The organism is Micromonospora luteifusca, assembly GCF_016907275.1.
In the GTDB taxonomy this organism is placed as follows: Bacteria; Actinomycetota; Actinomycetes; order Mycobacteriales; family Micromonosporaceae; genus Micromonospora; species Micromonospora luteifusca.
Window position 1 is genome coordinate 5,322,212 of record NZ_JAFBBP010000001.1, and the last position, 15,208, is coordinate 5,337,419.

Sequence of the window (15,208 nt, forward strand, 5' to 3'; positions counted from 1 at the left end):
GCCTTCGGGAGTGGGTACCGCCCTGCATTGTGCCGGTCGGCACCGGCCGTTGTCGCCGCGCCCGGCCGGGACGACCCCGGGACGGCCCCGCCGAGGCTGCGCTAGCGTGGCGATCATGGAAACACCTGCGGAGCCGCGCGCCCGCCGGCTCTTCGGCGGCAGCGCCCGCGCCCTCGGCGACCTCGCCGCCAACCCGTTCCGCGCCGACCGGGACCGGATCGTGGGCTCGCCGTTCTTCGCCCGCCTCGGCGGTGTCACCCAGGTGATCAGCCCGGTCGGTTCCGGTCTGCTGGTGCACAACCGGCTCACCCACAGCCTGAAGGTCGCCCAGGTCGCTCGGTCGATCGCCGAGCGGCTGACGACCGACGCGCTGTCGCGCGACCTGCTGAACAAGCTTGGCGGCTGCGACCCCGACGTGGTGGAGGCCGCCGCGCTCGCCCATGACCTCGGCCACCCACCCTTCGGGCACCTGGGGGAACGGGTGCTGGACCGGCTGGCCCGCCAGCGCCTGGGCCTCACCGACGGTTTCGAGGGCAACGCCCAGTCGTACCGGATCGTCACCAGCACCGAGATCCGGGGCGCCGCCACCACCGGGTTGGACCTCACCGCGGCGGTCCGCGCGGCGATGCTGAAGTACCCGTGGACCCGGCTGGACCACCCCGACCCGCACCCACGCACGATGAACCCGCCGCCGCGCGGAGCCACCCCGCCGCCGGACGACCCCGAGAGCGGCTCGTCGAAGTTCGGCGCGTACCGCACCGAGCTGGACGACCTGCGGCAGGCTCGGGAGCCGTTCGCGGGTCGCATCCCGGACTGGCAGCAGACCGTGGAGGCGTCCGTGATGGACACCGCCGACGACATCGCGTACGCCATCCACGACGTGGAGGACTTCTACCGGGTCGGTGTGCTCCAACAGGGGTCGGTCTCCGCCGAGCTGATGGCCTGGCAGCGCGAGAGCGGGCAACTCCGGGCGATCACCGACGCGGCGCTGGCCACCGCGGCCCGGCGACCCGGGGCGGCGATCGAGCGGCTGCGTCGGCAACTGCACCGCAAGGACGCCTGGATCGCCGACGACGACGCCTTCGCCGCGGCCGTCGAGCACGTCCGCGAGGAGCTGGTCGACGGGCTGCTGGCGATGCCGTTCGACGGCTCGATCGAGGCCGAGCAGTACGTGGCGCGGTTCTCCGCCCGCTGGTCCACCCGCTTCGTCGAGGCGATCACGGTGACCGATCAGCCCTCGGTGCGCTCCGGTCACGTGCTGCTCGGCTGCGCGCAGTGGCACGAGGTCCAGGTGCTCAAGTTCGTCCACCACCGGTTCGTGCTGGCCCGGCCGGATCTCGCCCTGCACCAGCGTGGTCAGGCCCGGCTGCTGGGCACCCTGGTCGAGGCGCTCTGGGAGTGGCTGCTCGACCCGGAGGAGGAGTCGCGGCTGCCCCGCCGACTGCACGACCTGGTCGAGTTGGCCGAGGCGGAGCTGCACCCGCGTACCCCGGACCGGATCGGTCGAGCCCGGGGTCGGGCCATCGTGGATTTCGTCGCGCAGCTCACCGACGGTCAGGCGGTGGCCATGCTGGACGCGCTCTCCGGCCGGTCCGGTGCCCTCTGGACCGACGCCTTCGTGCTCTGACCTCAGGCGAGCCTGCTCCGGCCTGGCTCAGGCGACGGCCTGCCACCAGCCGTCGACGGCGGGCGGGTCGTCGACCACCACCCGCTCGCCGGGATGGGGCACGGCGAGCCGCACGTCGCGGGCCTTCGCCTCGGCCCAGAGCCGGTCGACCGGCTCGGACCAGTCGTGCAGGGCCAGGTTGAACGTCGCCCAGTGCACCGGGACGAACAGCCCGCCCCGCAGATCGAGGTGGGCGCTGACCGCCTCCTCGGGGAACATGTGGATCGTCGGCCAGGCCCGGTCGTACGCGCCGATCTGCATCAGCGTCACGTCGAACGGCCCGTGCTCGGCGCCGATCGCCGCGTACCCGTCGAAGTAACCGGAGTCGCCGGTGTAGAAGACCGTGCGGCGGGCCCCGGCCACCACCCACGAACTCCAGAGCGTGCCGTCGCGGCGCAGCCCCCGGCCGGAGAAGTGCTGGGCGGCGGTCGCGGTGATCTCCAGCCCGGCGACCTGGTGCGACTCGGACCAGTCCAGCTCGATGATCCGCTCGGCCGGCACGCCCCAGCGGTCCAGGTGCGCGCCCACACCGAGTGGCACCAGGAACGGCGCGGACTGCCCGGCGAGCAGCGCCTGCACGGTGGCCATGTCCAGGTGGTCGTAGTGGTCGTGTGAGATCAGGATGGCGTCCAGCGGGGGCAACTCGTCGATGCCCACCGGCGGCTCGTGCAGCCGGCGCGGGCCGACCAGAGCCGAGGGGGAGCACCGCTCGCTCCACACCGGGTCGAGCAGCACCCGCCGGCCCTCGATCTCGATCAGCGTCGAGGCGTGGCCGTACCAGACGATGTTGAGCTCGTCGGCGGTGTCGGCGGCATCCGGCGCGCCGGCACGACCGGGCAGCGCGGATGCGCTGGGGCGCAGCAGCGGCACGGGCGCGGTCGGGCGCCGCTTCTGCTTGCCGAAGATCAGCTCGCGGAGCAGGTTGCGGCCCGGCTCGGCGACCATCGTGCGGGTACCGGCCTGGTTGTGGAAGGTGCCCTCGCGGAACTGGGGCGAACGGGCCGCCCGTTCGGCCCGGGCCCCGCTGAGCCGGCCACCGAGCGCCGCCGGGACATCCCGGGCAACCCAGGCCAGGCCGGCCAGCGCGGCCAGCCCGGCCGCACCCCGCATCCGCCGCCCGAGCGACCGTTCGACGTCCGTGCTCTGCGCTCGCGCCATTGCCGTCCCTCCGACGTGTCCGCCCTACACGGTAGTCACCCGAGCCGACCCGTGCTTGGGCGGTCGCCACGCCGGGTCGGTCGCGCCAACGGCAACCGACCCGGGGACGGGTTCAGGGCGTGCCCTAGCCGCCGTTGCTGGGGCGCCGGGCGCTGATCCGGAACGTCTTGCCCACGCCCGCGATGCGGTCCACCGCGGCCAGGAACTTGGGGCCCATGACGGCCCGGGCCTGCACCGCCGGGTGGGTGGCGCCGAAGTCCTCCGGGTTGGCCTGCCCGTCGGCGAAGAGCGCGTAGGTGAGCACCGCCGCGCCGGACCGGTCGAAGATCACGCCAGCCTCGTGCCGGGCGTCGCCATACCAACCGGCCTTCGTGGCGATCCGCGCCCGCTCATCGGAGGACATGGTGCGCCGAATGCCGTCGGTGAAGGCCACCGGGGAGCGCAGCAGGCCCAGCATGTACGTCGTCGAGGCGGGGGAGAGCAGGGTGCCGCCGACCAGGGCCCGCAGCAGGTCGTGCGTCTCCCGGGCAGTGCTGGTGCCGAGGAAGTACCGGTTCGGGTTGGCGACCAGTTGGACCTGGGTGTTCGGGAAGCCCTTGGCGACCAGGATGGCGTTGATCTCGGCGGCCGGGCAGACCAGCCCGCACAGCCGCACCGACGTGTCGTCGGAGACCGTCAGGAAGGTGGCCAGCACGTGCCCGAGGGTCACACTGCTCGGGTACGCGCCGTCCAGACTGAAGATGCCGTCACCGCCGGGCACCACGATCTCCGCGGTCACCTCGACCCGCTGGTCCAGGGTGAGCAGCCCCCGGTCGACCTTGTCGAGCACCGCCGTCGCGACCGCGATCTTGTTGACGCTGTACGCCTCGATCCGTCGGTCCGCGTCGGCGGCCACCGCGACCACCGGCGTGCCTGCCGGGTCGGCCACGCTGACGTACGCCTGCCAGTTGCCGCCGGCCTCGGCGCTGTGCCTGGTGAAGACGCTGGCGACCCGCCGGGCGGCCCGGGCGGGGGTGGTCGGTGCGGCCTCGGTCGTCTCGGCGGCGCTCGCCGGGGCGGCAGCGCCCAGCACCGTGCCGGCGGTGGCCACCGTGCCCAACCCGAGCGCGGACCTGCGGTTCAGCCGGATAGTCAACTGTCTCCCCCATCGTGGTGTGCCCGAGCGCTTGCTGGCCCACCACCCTAGGCGAGTTGATCGATGCATGATGCCCCCCGAACCGTCCCGATCAGTCCCGAACAGTTCAGCCGAGCCGTCGGCGGAGTGCGGCGTCCGTCCACTGAGGCCCACCGACCGCATCAACGGCCCGACCAACACGTCGTAGACCCCCGGCAGTACGGTGAAACCGGCTCGCAGCACCACGTTGAGCCGGCCACGTGAGCGCTCATGTACGGCGGCACGGTCAGCACGTCGACGTCGGCGCACTCGGCGCGTACCTCGGCCAGGGTCGTGGTGGCGCGGGCCGCGAGGACCAGGCGGTCGCCGCGCTCGACGAACGCCTGGGCTGTCGCCCGGCCGACCCCACTGCTCGCGCCAACGATCACGACCACCCGACTCACGGCACCGGCTGCACTCGTGACTGCGGGGCTCGCAACCCCGGCTCACTCCTCGCACTCATGGGACCGGCTGCATTCGTGACTGCGGGGCTCGCAACCCCGGCTCACTCCTCGCACTCATGGTTCGAGCACGACCTTGATGCAGCCGTCCTCCTTCTTCTGGAACATCTCGTACGCCTGCGGCGCCCGAGCCAACGGCAACCGATGGGTACGCAGGTCCTCCACACCCAGCGGGTCATCGTCGCCGGCGAGCAGCGGCAGGATCTCGTCGGTCCACCGGCGCACGTGACACTGCCCCATCCGCAGCTGGATACCCCGGTCGAACATCTCCATCAGCGGCATCGGGTCCGCCTCGCCGCCGTACACACCGGACAGCGACACCGTGCCGCCACGACGAACCGACTTGAGCGCGGCGTGCAGGACGGACAGCCGGTCCACGCCCGCCCGGTCGGTCATCGTCTGGGCCAGCTTGTCCGGCAACAGCCCGGCGGCGGTCTGAGCCAACTTCCCCGCCGGCGAACCGTGCGCCTCCATCCCGACGGCGTCGATCACCGCGTCCGGGCCGCGCCCGTCGACCAGGTCGATCAGCGCACCCGGCACGTCCGACAGTTCGCGGACGTCGAGCACCTCGATGCCGTGCCGGCGGGCCAGTTCCAGACGCTCCGGCACCAGATCCAGCCCGATCACCCGGCCGGCACCGAGATGGCGGCCGATCCGGGCGCAGAACTGCCCGACCGGGCCCAGCCCGAACACGGCCAGGGTGCCGCCGGGCGGGGTGTCCGCGTACGCCACCGCCTGCCAGGCGGTGGGCAGGATGTCGGAGAGGTAGAGGTAACGCTCGTCAGCGCCGGTCTGCGGGATCTTGATCGGCCCGAAGTGGGCCTGCGGGACGCGCAGGTACTCGGCCTGCCCGCCCGGCACCGAGCCGTAGAGCGAGGTGTAGCCGAACAGCGCAGCGCCCTTGCCCTCACCGGTGACCTGGGTCGTCTCGCACTGCGCGTACAGCTGACGCTGGCACATCCAGCAGCTGCCGCAGGCGATGTTGAACGGCACCACCACCCGATCGCCCGGCTTGAGCCCGGTCACCTCCGACCCGACCTCCTCGACGATGCCCATCGGCTCGTGGCCCAGGACGTCACCGGGCTTCAGGTACGGCCCGAGCACCTCGTACAGGTGCAGGTCGGACCCACAGATCGCAGTCGACGTGATCCGCACGATCGCGTCGGTCGGCTCCTCGATCCGGGGATCCGGCACCTCCTCGACCCGTACGTCCCGCTTGCCCTGCCAGGTCAACGCCTTCATGTCCTCGTCCCCTCTCGATGCCGTCTCGGGAGACTGCTACCCGGGCTCGGGCGCTTGAACCGGGTCGTCGTCTTGCGGTCGTGGTGCGGTGTCGGATCTGGCCTTTCGGGTTCGTCGGTGGTTGCGGTTGGGGCTGGGGGCGACCGTCCCCGGCTCCGGGCGGTCAGGCTTGAATCCCTGCGCCGGGAACGGTCGCCCCCAGCCCCGTGGGGGGTCGCCGCTCGTACGTGCCGCGCTCGACTGAAGGACTTACGCCCTATGCGCCTTTTGTCGACACAGCTGCCGGAGACCACCACCCAATCCGGCGGCGCTGGCCATGATCGACTCCAGGTCGCCGACATGGCGCTATCCCAACGACCAGACACCGCCACATCGGCGATCTGGAGTCGATCATGCACTCGGTAAGCCCGGACCGGGCCAGCCTGGATCGACTGAAGGACTTACGCCCAATGCGCCTTTTGTCGACGCAGCTGCCGGAGACCACCACCCAATCCGGCGGCGCTGGCCATGATCGACTCCAGGTCGCCGACATGGCGCTATCCCAACGACCAGACACCGCCACATCGGCGATCTGGAGTCGATCATGCATTCGACCGGCCTGGACCGGGTCAGCCTGGTCGGGCCGGGCCGCGCTGGGCTGGGCCTGGACTTCGCCAGCAATTCGACGATCGGAAGCTACCGCCGTACCGCAGAAGGACCGCAACTCACGGACGATCCGTGACCAAGGTCAGGGCTGGGGCGACCGTCCCCGGCGCAGGGATCAAGCCTGACCGCCCGGAGCCGGGGACGGTCGCCCCAGCCCGCACTGCAACTGCAACCGCAACCTGAGACCGCCGACCGCCGACCGCCGACCGCCGAGATGGCCGAGATCGTCGACAGCCGAAATCGCCGCACGCCCAACGCCAGACCGCCGTACCCCAGGAAGGTGCGGGGTACGGCGGTCTGGATGGTGCGGCGGATCTCAGGAGCCGGGGGTGTTGCCGGCTCCCTTGGCGGTGGCCGCGAGGTAGTCGCGGTTGAGGCGGCCGATGGTGTTCAGCGGGATGCCCTTCGGGCAGGCCGGGGTGCATTCGCCGGCGTTGGTGCAGCCGCCGAAGCCGGCCTCGTCGTGCGCGTCGACCATGCCGATCACCCGGGTGTACCGCTCCGGCTGGCCCTGGGGCAGGAGCGAGAGCTGGGTGAGTTTGGCGGCGGTGAAGAGCATGCCGGAGCCGTTCGGGCAGGCCGCCACGCAGGCGCCGCAGCCGATGCAGGCCGCCGCCTCGAAAGCGGCGTCCGCGTTGGCCTTGGCCACCGGGGTGGAGTGCGCCTCGGGCGCGCTGCCGGTCGGCGCGGTGACGTAACCACCGGCGGCGATGATCTTGTCGAAGGCGTTCCGGTTGACGACCAGGTCCTTGACGACCGGGAAGGCGCTGGCCCGCCACGGTTCGATGTCGATCGTCTCGCCGTCCTTGAACTGCCGCATGTGCAGCTGGCACGCCGTGGTGCCACGCTGCGGCCCGTGGGCGTCACCGTTGATCATCAGGCCGCACATGCCGCAGATGCCCTCGCGACAGTCGTGGTCGAACGCCACCGGGTCCTCGCCGGCGAGGATCAGCCGCTCGTTGAGTACGTCGAGCATCTCCAGGAACGACATGTCCGGGGACACGTCGTCGACCGGGTAGGTCACCATCCGACCCTTGTCCTCAGGGCCCTTCTGGCGCCAGATGCGCAGGGTCAGGTTCACTTGTAGCTCCGCTGCGTGGGGTGGACGTATTCGAACTTCAGGTCTTCCTTGTGCAGCACCGAGGGCTCACCGGTGGCGGTGAACTCCCAGGCCGCCACGTACGCGAACCGGTCGTCGTCGCGCTGCGCCTCACCGTCGGGGGTCTGGTGCTCGGCCCGGAAGTGGCCGCCGCAGGACTCCTCGCGGTGCAGGGCGTCGATGCACATCAGCTCGGCCAGTTCGAAGAAGTCGGCGACCCGGCCAGCCTTTTCCAGCGACTGGTTGAGTTCCTCGCCGGTGCCGGACACCTTGACCCGCTCCCAGAACGACTCGCGCAGGGCGCGGATCTCGTCAATCGCCTTGCGCAGCCCGGCCTCGCTGCGTTCCATGCCGCAGTGCTCCCACATGATCTGGCCCAGCTCGCGGTGGAACGAGTCCACGGTCCGGTCGCCGTTGATCGCGAGTAGCCGCTGGACGCGTTCCTCGACGTCGGTGCGGGCCTCGACCGCCGCCGGGTGGCTGGCGTCGACCTTCTCCAACGGGCCCGAGGCCAGGTAGTTGGCGATGGTGGTGGGCAGCACGAAGTAGCCGTCGGCGAGGCCCTGCATCAGCGCCGAGGCGCCGAGCCGGTTCGCGCCGTGGTCGGAGAAGTTCGCCTCGCCGATCACGAACAGGCCGGGGATGCTCGACTGGAGGTCGTAGTCGACCCACAGGCCACCCATCGTGTAGTGCACGGCGGGGTAGATGCGCATCGGCACCTCGTACGGGTCCTCGCCGGTGATCCGCTCGTACATCTCGAAGAGGTTGCCGTACTTGGCCTCGATGGCCTTGCGGCCGAGCCGGCCGATCGCGTCGGCGAAGTCGAGGTAGACGCCGAGCTTGGTCGGCCCGACGCCCCGACCTTCGTCGCAGACGTTCTTCGCGGCGCGGGACGCGATGTCGCGGGGGACCAGGTTGCCGAAGGAGGGGTAGATCCGCTCCAGGTAGTAGTCCCGCTCGTCTTCCGGAATGTCCTTCGGGCTGCGGTCGTCGCCCTTGGTCTTCGGCACCCAGACCCGGCCGTCGTTGCGCAGCGACTCGCTCATCAGGGTCAGCTTCGACTGGTGGTCGCCGGAGACCGGGATGCAGGTCGGGTGGATCTGCGTGTAGCAGGGGTTGGCGAAGTACGCGCCCTTGCGGTGTGCGCGCCAGGTGGCGGTGACGTTGCAGCCCTTGGCGTTGGTGGAGAGGTAGAAGACGTTGCCGTAGCCGCCGGAGGCGAGCACCACGGCGTCGGCCATCTCGGTGCTGATCTCGCCGGTGACCAGGTCCCGGACGACGATGCCCCGGGCCTTGCCGTCGACGAGGACCAGCTCCAGCATCTCGTGCCGGGCGTTCATCTCCACGTTGCCCAGGCCGATCTGCCGCTCCAGCGCCTGGTACGCGCCGAGCAGCAACTGCTGGCCCGTCTGGCCCCGGGCGTAGAAGGTGCGCTGCACCTGGGCGCCACCGAAGGAGCGGGTGTCCAGCAGGCCGCCGTATTCGCGGGCGAACGGCACACCCTGGGCGACGCACTGGTCGATGATGTTGACCGACACTTCGGCGAGCCGGTGCACGTTCGACTCGCGGGAGCGGAAGTCGCCGCCCTTGACGGTGTCGTAGAACAGCCGGTGCACGGAGTCGCCGTCGTTGCGGTAGTTCTTCGCCGCGTTGATGCCGCCCTGCGCCGCGATGGAGTGTGCCCGGCGTGGGCTGTCCTGGTAGCAGTAGGACTTGACGTGATAGCCCTGCTCGGCCAGGGTCGCCGCGGCCGAACCGCCGGCCAAGCCGGTGCCCACCACGATCACCGTCATCTTGCGGCGGTTGGCGGGGTTGACCAGCTTGGCCTCGAAGCGTCGGGTGTCCCAGCGCTTCTCGATCGGGCCGGCGGGAGCCTTGGTGTCGGCGATCGGGTCGCCCTCGGCGAAGAGTTCCATGTCAGGACACCAATCCGGTGAGTACGGCGAACGGGACCACCAGGTACCCGGCGCAGAGCAGCACGGCGAAGATCAGCGCTGCGGTGCGCGCCCTGCGCTCGCCGCGCGGCGTCTGCTGGCCGAGGCTGCGGAACGCGCTGAACGCACCGTGGCGCAGGTGGAAGCCGACCGCGAGGATGGCGAGCGTGTAGAAGAGCGTGACGTACCAGCGCTCGGGCGCGAAGTCGGCGACGACGTTGCCGTACGGCTTGCTGGCGTTGCCGACCGGGTTCAGCGTGCCGGTGGTGAGGTCCAGGAGGTGGTAGATCACGAAGAGCAGGATGATCACTCCACCCCAGCGCATCGTGCGGGCGGCGTAGCTGCCGTTGACCTTCTTGCGGTGGGCGTACTTGACCGGGCGGGCCGCGCGGGCACGCCGGGCCAGCACGGTGGCGGCCACGATGTGGGCGACGACTGCCACCACCAACCCGGTCCGCAGGATCCACAGGAACCAGACGCCGGGCAGCAGCGGCTTGCCGATGTCACGCAGCCAGTGCGCGTAGTGGTCGAACGAGGTTTCCCCCGTGAACACCTTCAGGTTTCCGAGCATGTGCGCGATGAGGAACAGCGCCAGCATGATGCCCGTCACCGCCATGACGGCCTTGAGGCCGACGTTCGAGCGGATGGGCGACCGAGTTTTCGTGATTACCACAGGACCGACGCTAGGAGTACTTCGATCAGTCGTCCAATGCATCAAACTCGTAGTGTTGATAGCCGTAAGCTATTTAGATGCAGCTCCATCAGCTCCGGTACTTCGTCGCGGTGGCCGAAGTACGACATTTCACCCAAGCCGCCGACCTCGTCGGCATAACTCAGCCTTCTCTCAGTAAGCAAATTCACGCTCTGGAGGCCGACCTCGGGGCACCGCTGTTCGAGCGGCTAAGGGGCAACATCGCACTCACCGCGGCGGGCGAGGTGCTGCTGCCCTTGGCCACCCGGATCCTCGCCGACGTGGAGACCGCGACCCGCGAGGTGCAGGAATTGGTCGGGCTGCGGCGGGGGCGGGTCCGCCTCGGGGCCACCCCGAGCCTGGCGACCTCGCTCGCCCCGCCGGTGCTGCGCCGGTTCCGCGACGCGCACCCCACCGTCGACCTGCGCGTCGAGGAGAGCGGATCCCAGGACCTGGTGCGCGACCTGCTCCGCGGCGACCTCGACCTGGCTTTGATCATCATGCCGGCCCAGGGTGCCGACCCAGGTCTGCGCGTCGACCCGATCCTGCGGGAGAGCCTGGTGGTGGCCTCGGTGGGGGAGGTGCCGACCGCGTCGGCGGCGGGGGAGCTGCACATCACCGACCTGCGCGACCAGCCGATGGTCATGTTCCGCGAGGGCTACGACCTGCGCGACGCCACGATCCAGGCGTGCCGCGAGGCGGGCTTCGAGCCGACCTTCGCGGTGGACGGCGGCGAGATGGACGCGGTGCTCAGCTTCGTCGAGGCGGGGCTCGGTATCGCGCTGGTGCCGGGCATCGTGCTGGCCCGCCGACCGGGCGTGCGGATCACCCCCCTCGCCCCGCCCGGGGTGCGGCGGACCATCGCGGTGGCGCGTCGGCGCGACGTGGTGCCGACTCATGCCGGTCGGGAACTCCGGCGGATCCTGCTCGACTACATACAGTCGGCGATCGACCGAGACGACCTACCACCGGGTGTGGATCCGCTCTGATCCCACTGCCCGCCGGGGCGCGGCCCGGCCCCGGTCAGCGGCCCTCGGCGTCGTCCATCGCGCGGTAGATCCGCTGCTCAGAGACGGGGTACGGGGTGCCGAGCGCCTGGGCGAAGACGTTCACCCGCAACTCCTCGATCATCCAGCGGATCTGCCGTACGGCCGCCTCCTGCCGGCGTGCCGGCGGCAGGTTGGCGAGCAGGTCGGCGTACTCCTTCTGCACCACGGCGACCCGGTCCTGCTGCTGGCGGTCGCGCTGCGGGTTGCCGCCGAGGCGGTCCAGCCGGCGTTCGATGGCGGTGAGGTAGCGCAGCAGGTCGGGCAGCCGGGCGTACCCGGTCTCGGTGATGAAACCCGCGTGCACCAGCCCGGCGAGCTGGTTGCGGATGTCGGCCAGTGCGGCCACCACGGCGAGGTTGCGGGTGGCGCCGAGCCGCTGCTCCACGGTGTACGCGGCGGCGAGGACCTTGCGTACCCGGTCCATCACCTCGACGACGGTGTCGACCAGGTCGGCGCGGACCTTGTCGCGCAGGGCCGCGAACCCGTCGGCGTCCCACGCCGGTCCACCGGCGGCACCGATGAGCCGGTCGATGGCCGCGCCCGCCGCGTCCTCGATCATCTCCTGCACGCCGCCGTGCGGGTTGCGGCTCAGCGCCAGCTTCGCCTCGTTGGTCAGCCGCCCCTGCAGGATCCGCGCCGGGGACGGCACGGTGAGCCGCAGCAGCCGGCGGGTGCCGGCCCAGTGCGACGCCTCCGCCTCGGCGGGGGAGTCGAACACCTTCACGCCCACCGTGGCGCCCTCGTCGACCAGCGCCGGGTACGCGGTCACCGCGTAGCCGGCGCGGACCTGCTCGATCGTCCGTGGCAGGGTGCCGATGCTCCACTCGCGCAGCCCGGTACGGGCCACCTCCGGCGCGGCGGCCGCCACCACCTGGCGTACCTCCTGGCGGAGTTGACGTTGCAGGGCCGGCAGGTCCTTGCCCTCGGCGACCGGCTTGTCGTCGTCGCCGAGCACTCGGAAGGTGACCCGCAGGTGGGCGGGGAGCTTGCCCGGCTCCCAGGCGGCGCGCGGCACGGTCACACCGGTCATCCGGCGCAGTTCCCGGGTGAGCGCGTCCAACAGCGACTCCTCCCCGGGCTTGATCGCCGCGAGGGCGGCCCGGGCGTAGTCGGGCACCGGTACGAAGTTGCGGCGTACCGCCTTGGGCAGCGAGCGGATCAGCGCGATCACCGTCTCCTCGCGCAGTCCCGGCACCTGCCAGTCGAAGCTCTCCGCCGGCACCTGGTTGAGCAGCGGCAGCGGGATGTCCACGGTGACGCCGTCGGTCGGTGTGCCCGGTTCGAAGCGGTAGGTGAGCGGCAGGCTCACCCCGTCGGCCTGCCACTCGTCCGGGTAGTCGTCCTCGTCGACCCCCGGCCGGCCGTCGTTGATCAGCAGGTCGCGGGTGAAGGTGAGCAGGTCGGGCCGTTCCCGGCGGGTCGTCTTCCACCAGCTGTCGAAGTGCCGGCCGGAGGACACGTCGGCCGGGATCCGTTGGTCGTAGAAGCCGAAGATGGTCTCGTCGTCGACCAGGATGTCCCGTCGTCGGGCCCGGCTCTCCAACTCCTCGATCTCGGCGAGCAACCGCTTGTTGTCCGACCAGAACTGGTGATGGGTCTGCCAGTCGCCCTCGACGAGGGCGTGCCGGATGAAGAGTTCCCGGCTCAGCGTCGGATCGATCCGCCCAAAGTTGACCTTCCGGGAGGTGACCAGCGGGACGCCGTACAGGGTGACCTTCTCGAAGGCCATCACCGCGGCCTGCTTCTTCTCCCAGTGCGGCTCGCTGTAGCTGCGCTTGACCAGGTGCTGCGCGAGCGGCTCGACCCACTCCGGTTCGACCCGGCCGGCGATCCGGCCCCAGAGCCGGGAGGTCTCCACCAACTCGGCGGCCATCACCCAGCGCGGCGGCTTCTTGAACAGCGCGGAGCCGGGGAAGAGGGCGAACTTCGCGCCCCGCGCGCCCAGGTACTCGTGTTTCTGCGCGTCCTTCAGGCCGATGTGGGACAGCAGGCCGGGCAGCAGCGACTGGTGCACCTTCGGGGTGTCGATCTCCTCCGGCAGGTCCGCGCCGCCCCGGCGGCTCTCGCCCCGGCCGGCGTCCGCGTCGCCCGAGGTGTCGCGCGCCGGCCGCCCGCCGCGCCGGTCCCCGTCGGCCGGGGTACGCAGCACCTGACGCAGTTGACTGACGATGTCCTGCCACTCGCGGATCCGCAGGTAGTTCAGGTACTCCGCCTTGCACATCCGGCGGAACGCGCTGGAGGAGAGCGTCCGCTGCTGCTCCCGCAGGTAGCGCCAGAGGTTGAGGAAGGCGACGAAGTCCGATTCCTTGTCGGCGAACCGGGCGTGCGCCTGGTCGGCCTGGGCCTGCTTCTCGGCCGGCCGCTCCCGTGGGTCCTGGATGGAGAGCGCGGCGGCGATCACCAGCACCTCGGTGGCGCAGCCGTTGCGTTCGCCCTCGACGACCATCCGGGCCAGTCGCGGGTCGACCGGCAACTGGGCCAGGCGCCGGCCCAGCGCGGTGAGCCGTTTCGCCGGGTCGGCCTCGGTCGGGTCCAATGCGCCCAACTCGTGCAGCAGGTTGACGCCGTCGGTGATGTTGCGCCGGTCCGGTGGGTCGATGAACGGGAACGCGGCGAGGTCGCCCAGCCCGATCGCGGTCATCTGCAGGATGACCGACGCCAGGTTGGTCCGCAGGATCTCCGGGTCGGTGAACTCGGGTCGGGAGAGGAAGTCCTGCTCGTCATAGAGGCGGATGCAGATACCGTCCGAGGTGCGGCCGCAGCGGCCCTTGCGCTGGTTGGCCGACGCCTGGGAGATGGGCTCGATCGGCAGCCGCTGCACCTTGAGTCGGCTGGAGTAGCGGGAGATGCGGGCGGTACCCGGGTCCACCACGTACTTGATGCCGGGCACGGTCAGCGAGGTCTCCGCGACGTTGGTGGCGAGCACCACCCGGCGTGAGCTGTGCGCGGCGAAGACCCGGTGCTGCTCGGCGCTGGAGAGTCGCGCGTACAGCGGCAGGATCTCGGTGCCGAGCAACGAGCGCTTCGTCTGCACCAGCTTGCCGAGCGCGTCCGCGGTGTCCCGGATCTCCCGCTCACCGCTGAGGAAGACCAGGATGTCGCCGGGGCCCTCGGCGGCCAACTCCTCGACGGCGTCGCCGATCGCCTGGATCTGGTCGCGGACGGTCTCCTCGTCGCCCTCGCCGTCCTCCTCGCCCTCCGCCAGTTCGAGCAGCGGCCGGTAGCGCACCTCCACCGGGTAGGTCCGCCCCGACACCTCGACCACCGGTGCGGGTACGCCCTCCGGCTCGTCGGCCGTGGGTGGGCCGGCGAAGTGCCGGGCGAACCGGTCGGTCTCGATGGTCGCCGACGTGATGATCACCTTGAGGTCGGGTCGCCGGGGCAGCAGCTCCCGTAGGTACCCGAGGATGAAGTCGATGTTGAGGCTGCGTTCGTGCGCCTCGTCGATGATCAGCGTGTCGTACTGGCGCAGCATCCGGTCGGTCTGCAACTCGGCCAGCAGGATGCCGTCGGTCATCAGCTTCACCAGGCTGCGCTCGCTGACCTGATCGGTGAAGCGCACCTTGTAGCCGACCACGTCACCCAACTCGGTGCCCAACTCGTCGGCGATCCGGTCGGCCACCGTCCGGGCCGCCAACCGCCGAGGCTGGGTGTGCCCGATCAGGCCGTGCACCCCCCGCCCCAGCTCCAGGCAGATCTTGGGCAGCTGGGTGGTCTTGCCCGAACCGGTCTCGCCCGCCACGATCACCACCTGGTGATCACGGATGGCGGCGGCGATGTCGTCCTTGCGCTCACTGACCGGCAACCCCGCCGGGTACGTGATCACGGGCACCGCGGCCCGCCGGGTGGCCAGGCGCTGTTCGGCCCGTTCGACCTCGGCGGTGATCTCGGTCAACGCCGACTCCCGGCGCTGCGGGTCGCGCAGCTTCCGGGCACCGTCCAGGCGCCGCTGAAGCCGACGCTGGTCGCGGAACATCAGAGAGGAGAGACGGCGGTGCAACTCGCGAACCGGGTCGGTCGCGGCGGAGGCGGTTGGATTCTGCATGTCGTGCCCAAGGATAGGCAGCCCGGCGGCGGACCGCCCCCGGGTTATCGCGCGGCCGGCCCTTC

11 protein-coding genes are annotated in these 15,208 nt (G+C 70.9%); 3 read left to right on the forward strand and 8 right to left on the reverse strand.

Annotation, left to right across the window (positions count from 1 at the left end):
* Nucleotides 1–115 precede the first annotated feature (115 nt).
* Nucleotides 116–1,627 (forward strand): deoxyguanosinetriphosphate triphosphohydrolase family protein, encoded by a 1,512-nt coding sequence (locus tag JOD64_RS24310; RefSeq protein ID WP_204944347.1) that lies wholly within the window; start codon nt 116–118, stop codon nt 1,625–1,627.
* Between the two features lie 27 nt (nt 1,628–1,654).
* Here the strand turns inward: JOD64_RS24310 and JOD64_RS24315 are convergent, their stop codons facing one another.
* From JOD64_RS24315 to JOD64_RS24330, 4 genes are all read right to left on the reverse strand, one after another.
* On the reverse strand, nt 1,655–2,776 hold the full coding sequence (locus JOD64_RS24315) for an MBL fold metallo-hydrolase (RefSeq protein WP_204946228.1): 1,122 nt from the start codon (nt 2,774–2,776) through the stop codon (nt 1,655–1,657).
* A 172-nt stretch (nt 2,777–2,948) separates the two neighbouring features.
* A complete protein-coding gene (locus JOD64_RS24320; protein WP_204944348.1) occupies nt 2,949–3,959 on the reverse strand; it encodes a serine hydrolase in 1,011 nt (336 codons plus the stop codon).
* A gap of 161 nt (nt 3,960–4,120) precedes the next feature.
* Complete coding sequence (locus JOD64_RS33565) at nt 4,121–4,372, reverse strand: SDR family NAD(P)-dependent oxidoreductase (RefSeq protein WP_307813607.1); 252 nt, start codon at nt 4,370–4,372, stop codon at nt 4,121–4,123.
* 123 nt (nt 4,373–4,495) lie between these two features.
* Nucleotides 4,496–5,680: a zinc-dependent alcohol dehydrogenase gene (locus JOD64_RS24330; protein WP_204944350.1), complete on the reverse strand. Its 1,185-nt coding sequence runs from the start codon at nt 5,678–5,680 to the stop codon at nt 4,496–4,498.
* A gap of 583 nt (nt 5,681–6,263) precedes the next feature.
* Here JOD64_RS24330 and JOD64_RS24335 point away from each other — a divergent pair.
* The gene (locus JOD64_RS24335) at nt 6,264–6,401 is read left to right on the forward strand and encodes a hypothetical protein (protein WP_204944351.1); all 138 of its coding nucleotides are present in this window, start codon (nt 6,264–6,266) and stop codon (nt 6,399–6,401) included.
* Between the two features lie 240 nt (nt 6,402–6,641).
* Here JOD64_RS24335 and JOD64_RS24340 read toward each other — a convergent pair whose 3' ends face one another.
* From JOD64_RS24340 to JOD64_RS24350, 3 genes are read right to left on the reverse strand one after another with little or no spacing between them, the layout of a single operon-like run.
* Entirely contained in the window at nt 6,642–7,406 is a 765-nt protein-coding gene (locus JOD64_RS24340; RefSeq protein WP_110562008.1) for a succinate dehydrogenase/fumarate reductase iron-sulfur subunit, read from the reverse strand.
* Nucleotides 7,403–9,340, reverse strand: coding sequence for a fumarate reductase/succinate dehydrogenase flavoprotein subunit (locus JOD64_RS24345; RefSeq protein WP_204944352.1), 1,938 nt, complete (start codon nt 9,338–9,340; stop codon nt 7,403–7,405). The genes JOD64_RS24340 and JOD64_RS24345 overlap by 4 nt, the downstream gene beginning before the upstream one ends.
* A gap of 1 nt (nt 9,341) precedes the next feature.
* On the reverse strand, nt 9,342–10,025 hold the full coding sequence (locus tag JOD64_RS24350; RefSeq protein ID WP_307813982.1) for a succinate dehydrogenase cytochrome b subunit: 684 nt from the start codon (nt 10,023–10,025) through the stop codon (nt 9,342–9,344).
* An 83-nt stretch (nt 10,026–10,108) separates the two neighbouring features.
* Between JOD64_RS24350 and JOD64_RS24355 the strand changes: the two genes are divergently transcribed.
* Nucleotides 10,109–11,038 carry a LysR family transcriptional regulator gene (locus tag JOD64_RS24355; protein WP_204944354.1) on the forward strand — a complete coding sequence of 310 codons (930 nt, stop codon included), beginning with the start codon at nt 10,109–10,111 and terminating at the stop codon, nt 11,036–11,038.
* Nucleotides 11,039–11,072: 34 nt separating this feature from the next.
* Here JOD64_RS24355 and hrpA read toward each other — a convergent pair whose 3' ends face one another.
* Nucleotides 11,073–15,143, reverse strand: a complete 4,071-nt coding sequence (hrpA, locus tag JOD64_RS24360; RefSeq protein WP_204944355.1) for an ATP-dependent RNA helicase HrpA — start codon at nt 15,141–15,143, stop codon at nt 11,073–11,075.
* Nucleotides 15,144–15,208 lie beyond the last annotated feature (65 nt).

What these genes read in the sequence shown, in the direction of transcription:
- JOD64_RS24310 (WP_204944347.1), top strand. Translation starts at nt 116, where the DNA reads ATGGAAACACCTGCGGAGCCGCGCGCCCGCCGGCTCTTCGGCGGCAGC.
- JOD64_RS24315 (WP_204946228.1), bottom strand. Translation starts at nt 2,776, where the DNA reads ATGCGGGGTGCGGCCGGGCTGGCCGCGCTGGCCGGCCTGGCCTGGGTT.
- JOD64_RS24330 (WP_204944350.1), bottom strand. Translation starts at nt 5,680, where the DNA reads ATGAAGGCGTTGACCTGGCAGGGCAAGCGGGACGTACGGGTCGAGGAG.
- JOD64_RS24335 (WP_204944351.1), top strand. Translation starts at nt 6,264, where the DNA reads ATGCATTCGACCGGCCTGGACCGGGTCAGCCTGGTCGGGCCGGGCCGC.
- JOD64_RS24345 (WP_204944352.1), bottom strand. Translation starts at nt 9,340, where the DNA reads ATGGAACTCTTCGCCGAGGGCGACCCGATCGCCGACACCAAGGCTCCC.
- JOD64_RS24355 (WP_204944354.1), top strand. Translation starts at nt 10,109, where the DNA reads ATGCAGCTCCATCAGCTCCGGTACTTCGTCGCGGTGGCCGAAGTACGA.
- hrpA (WP_204944355.1), bottom strand. Translation starts at nt 15,143, where the DNA reads ATGCAGAATCCAACCGCCTCCGCCGCGACCGACCCGGTTCGCGAGTTG.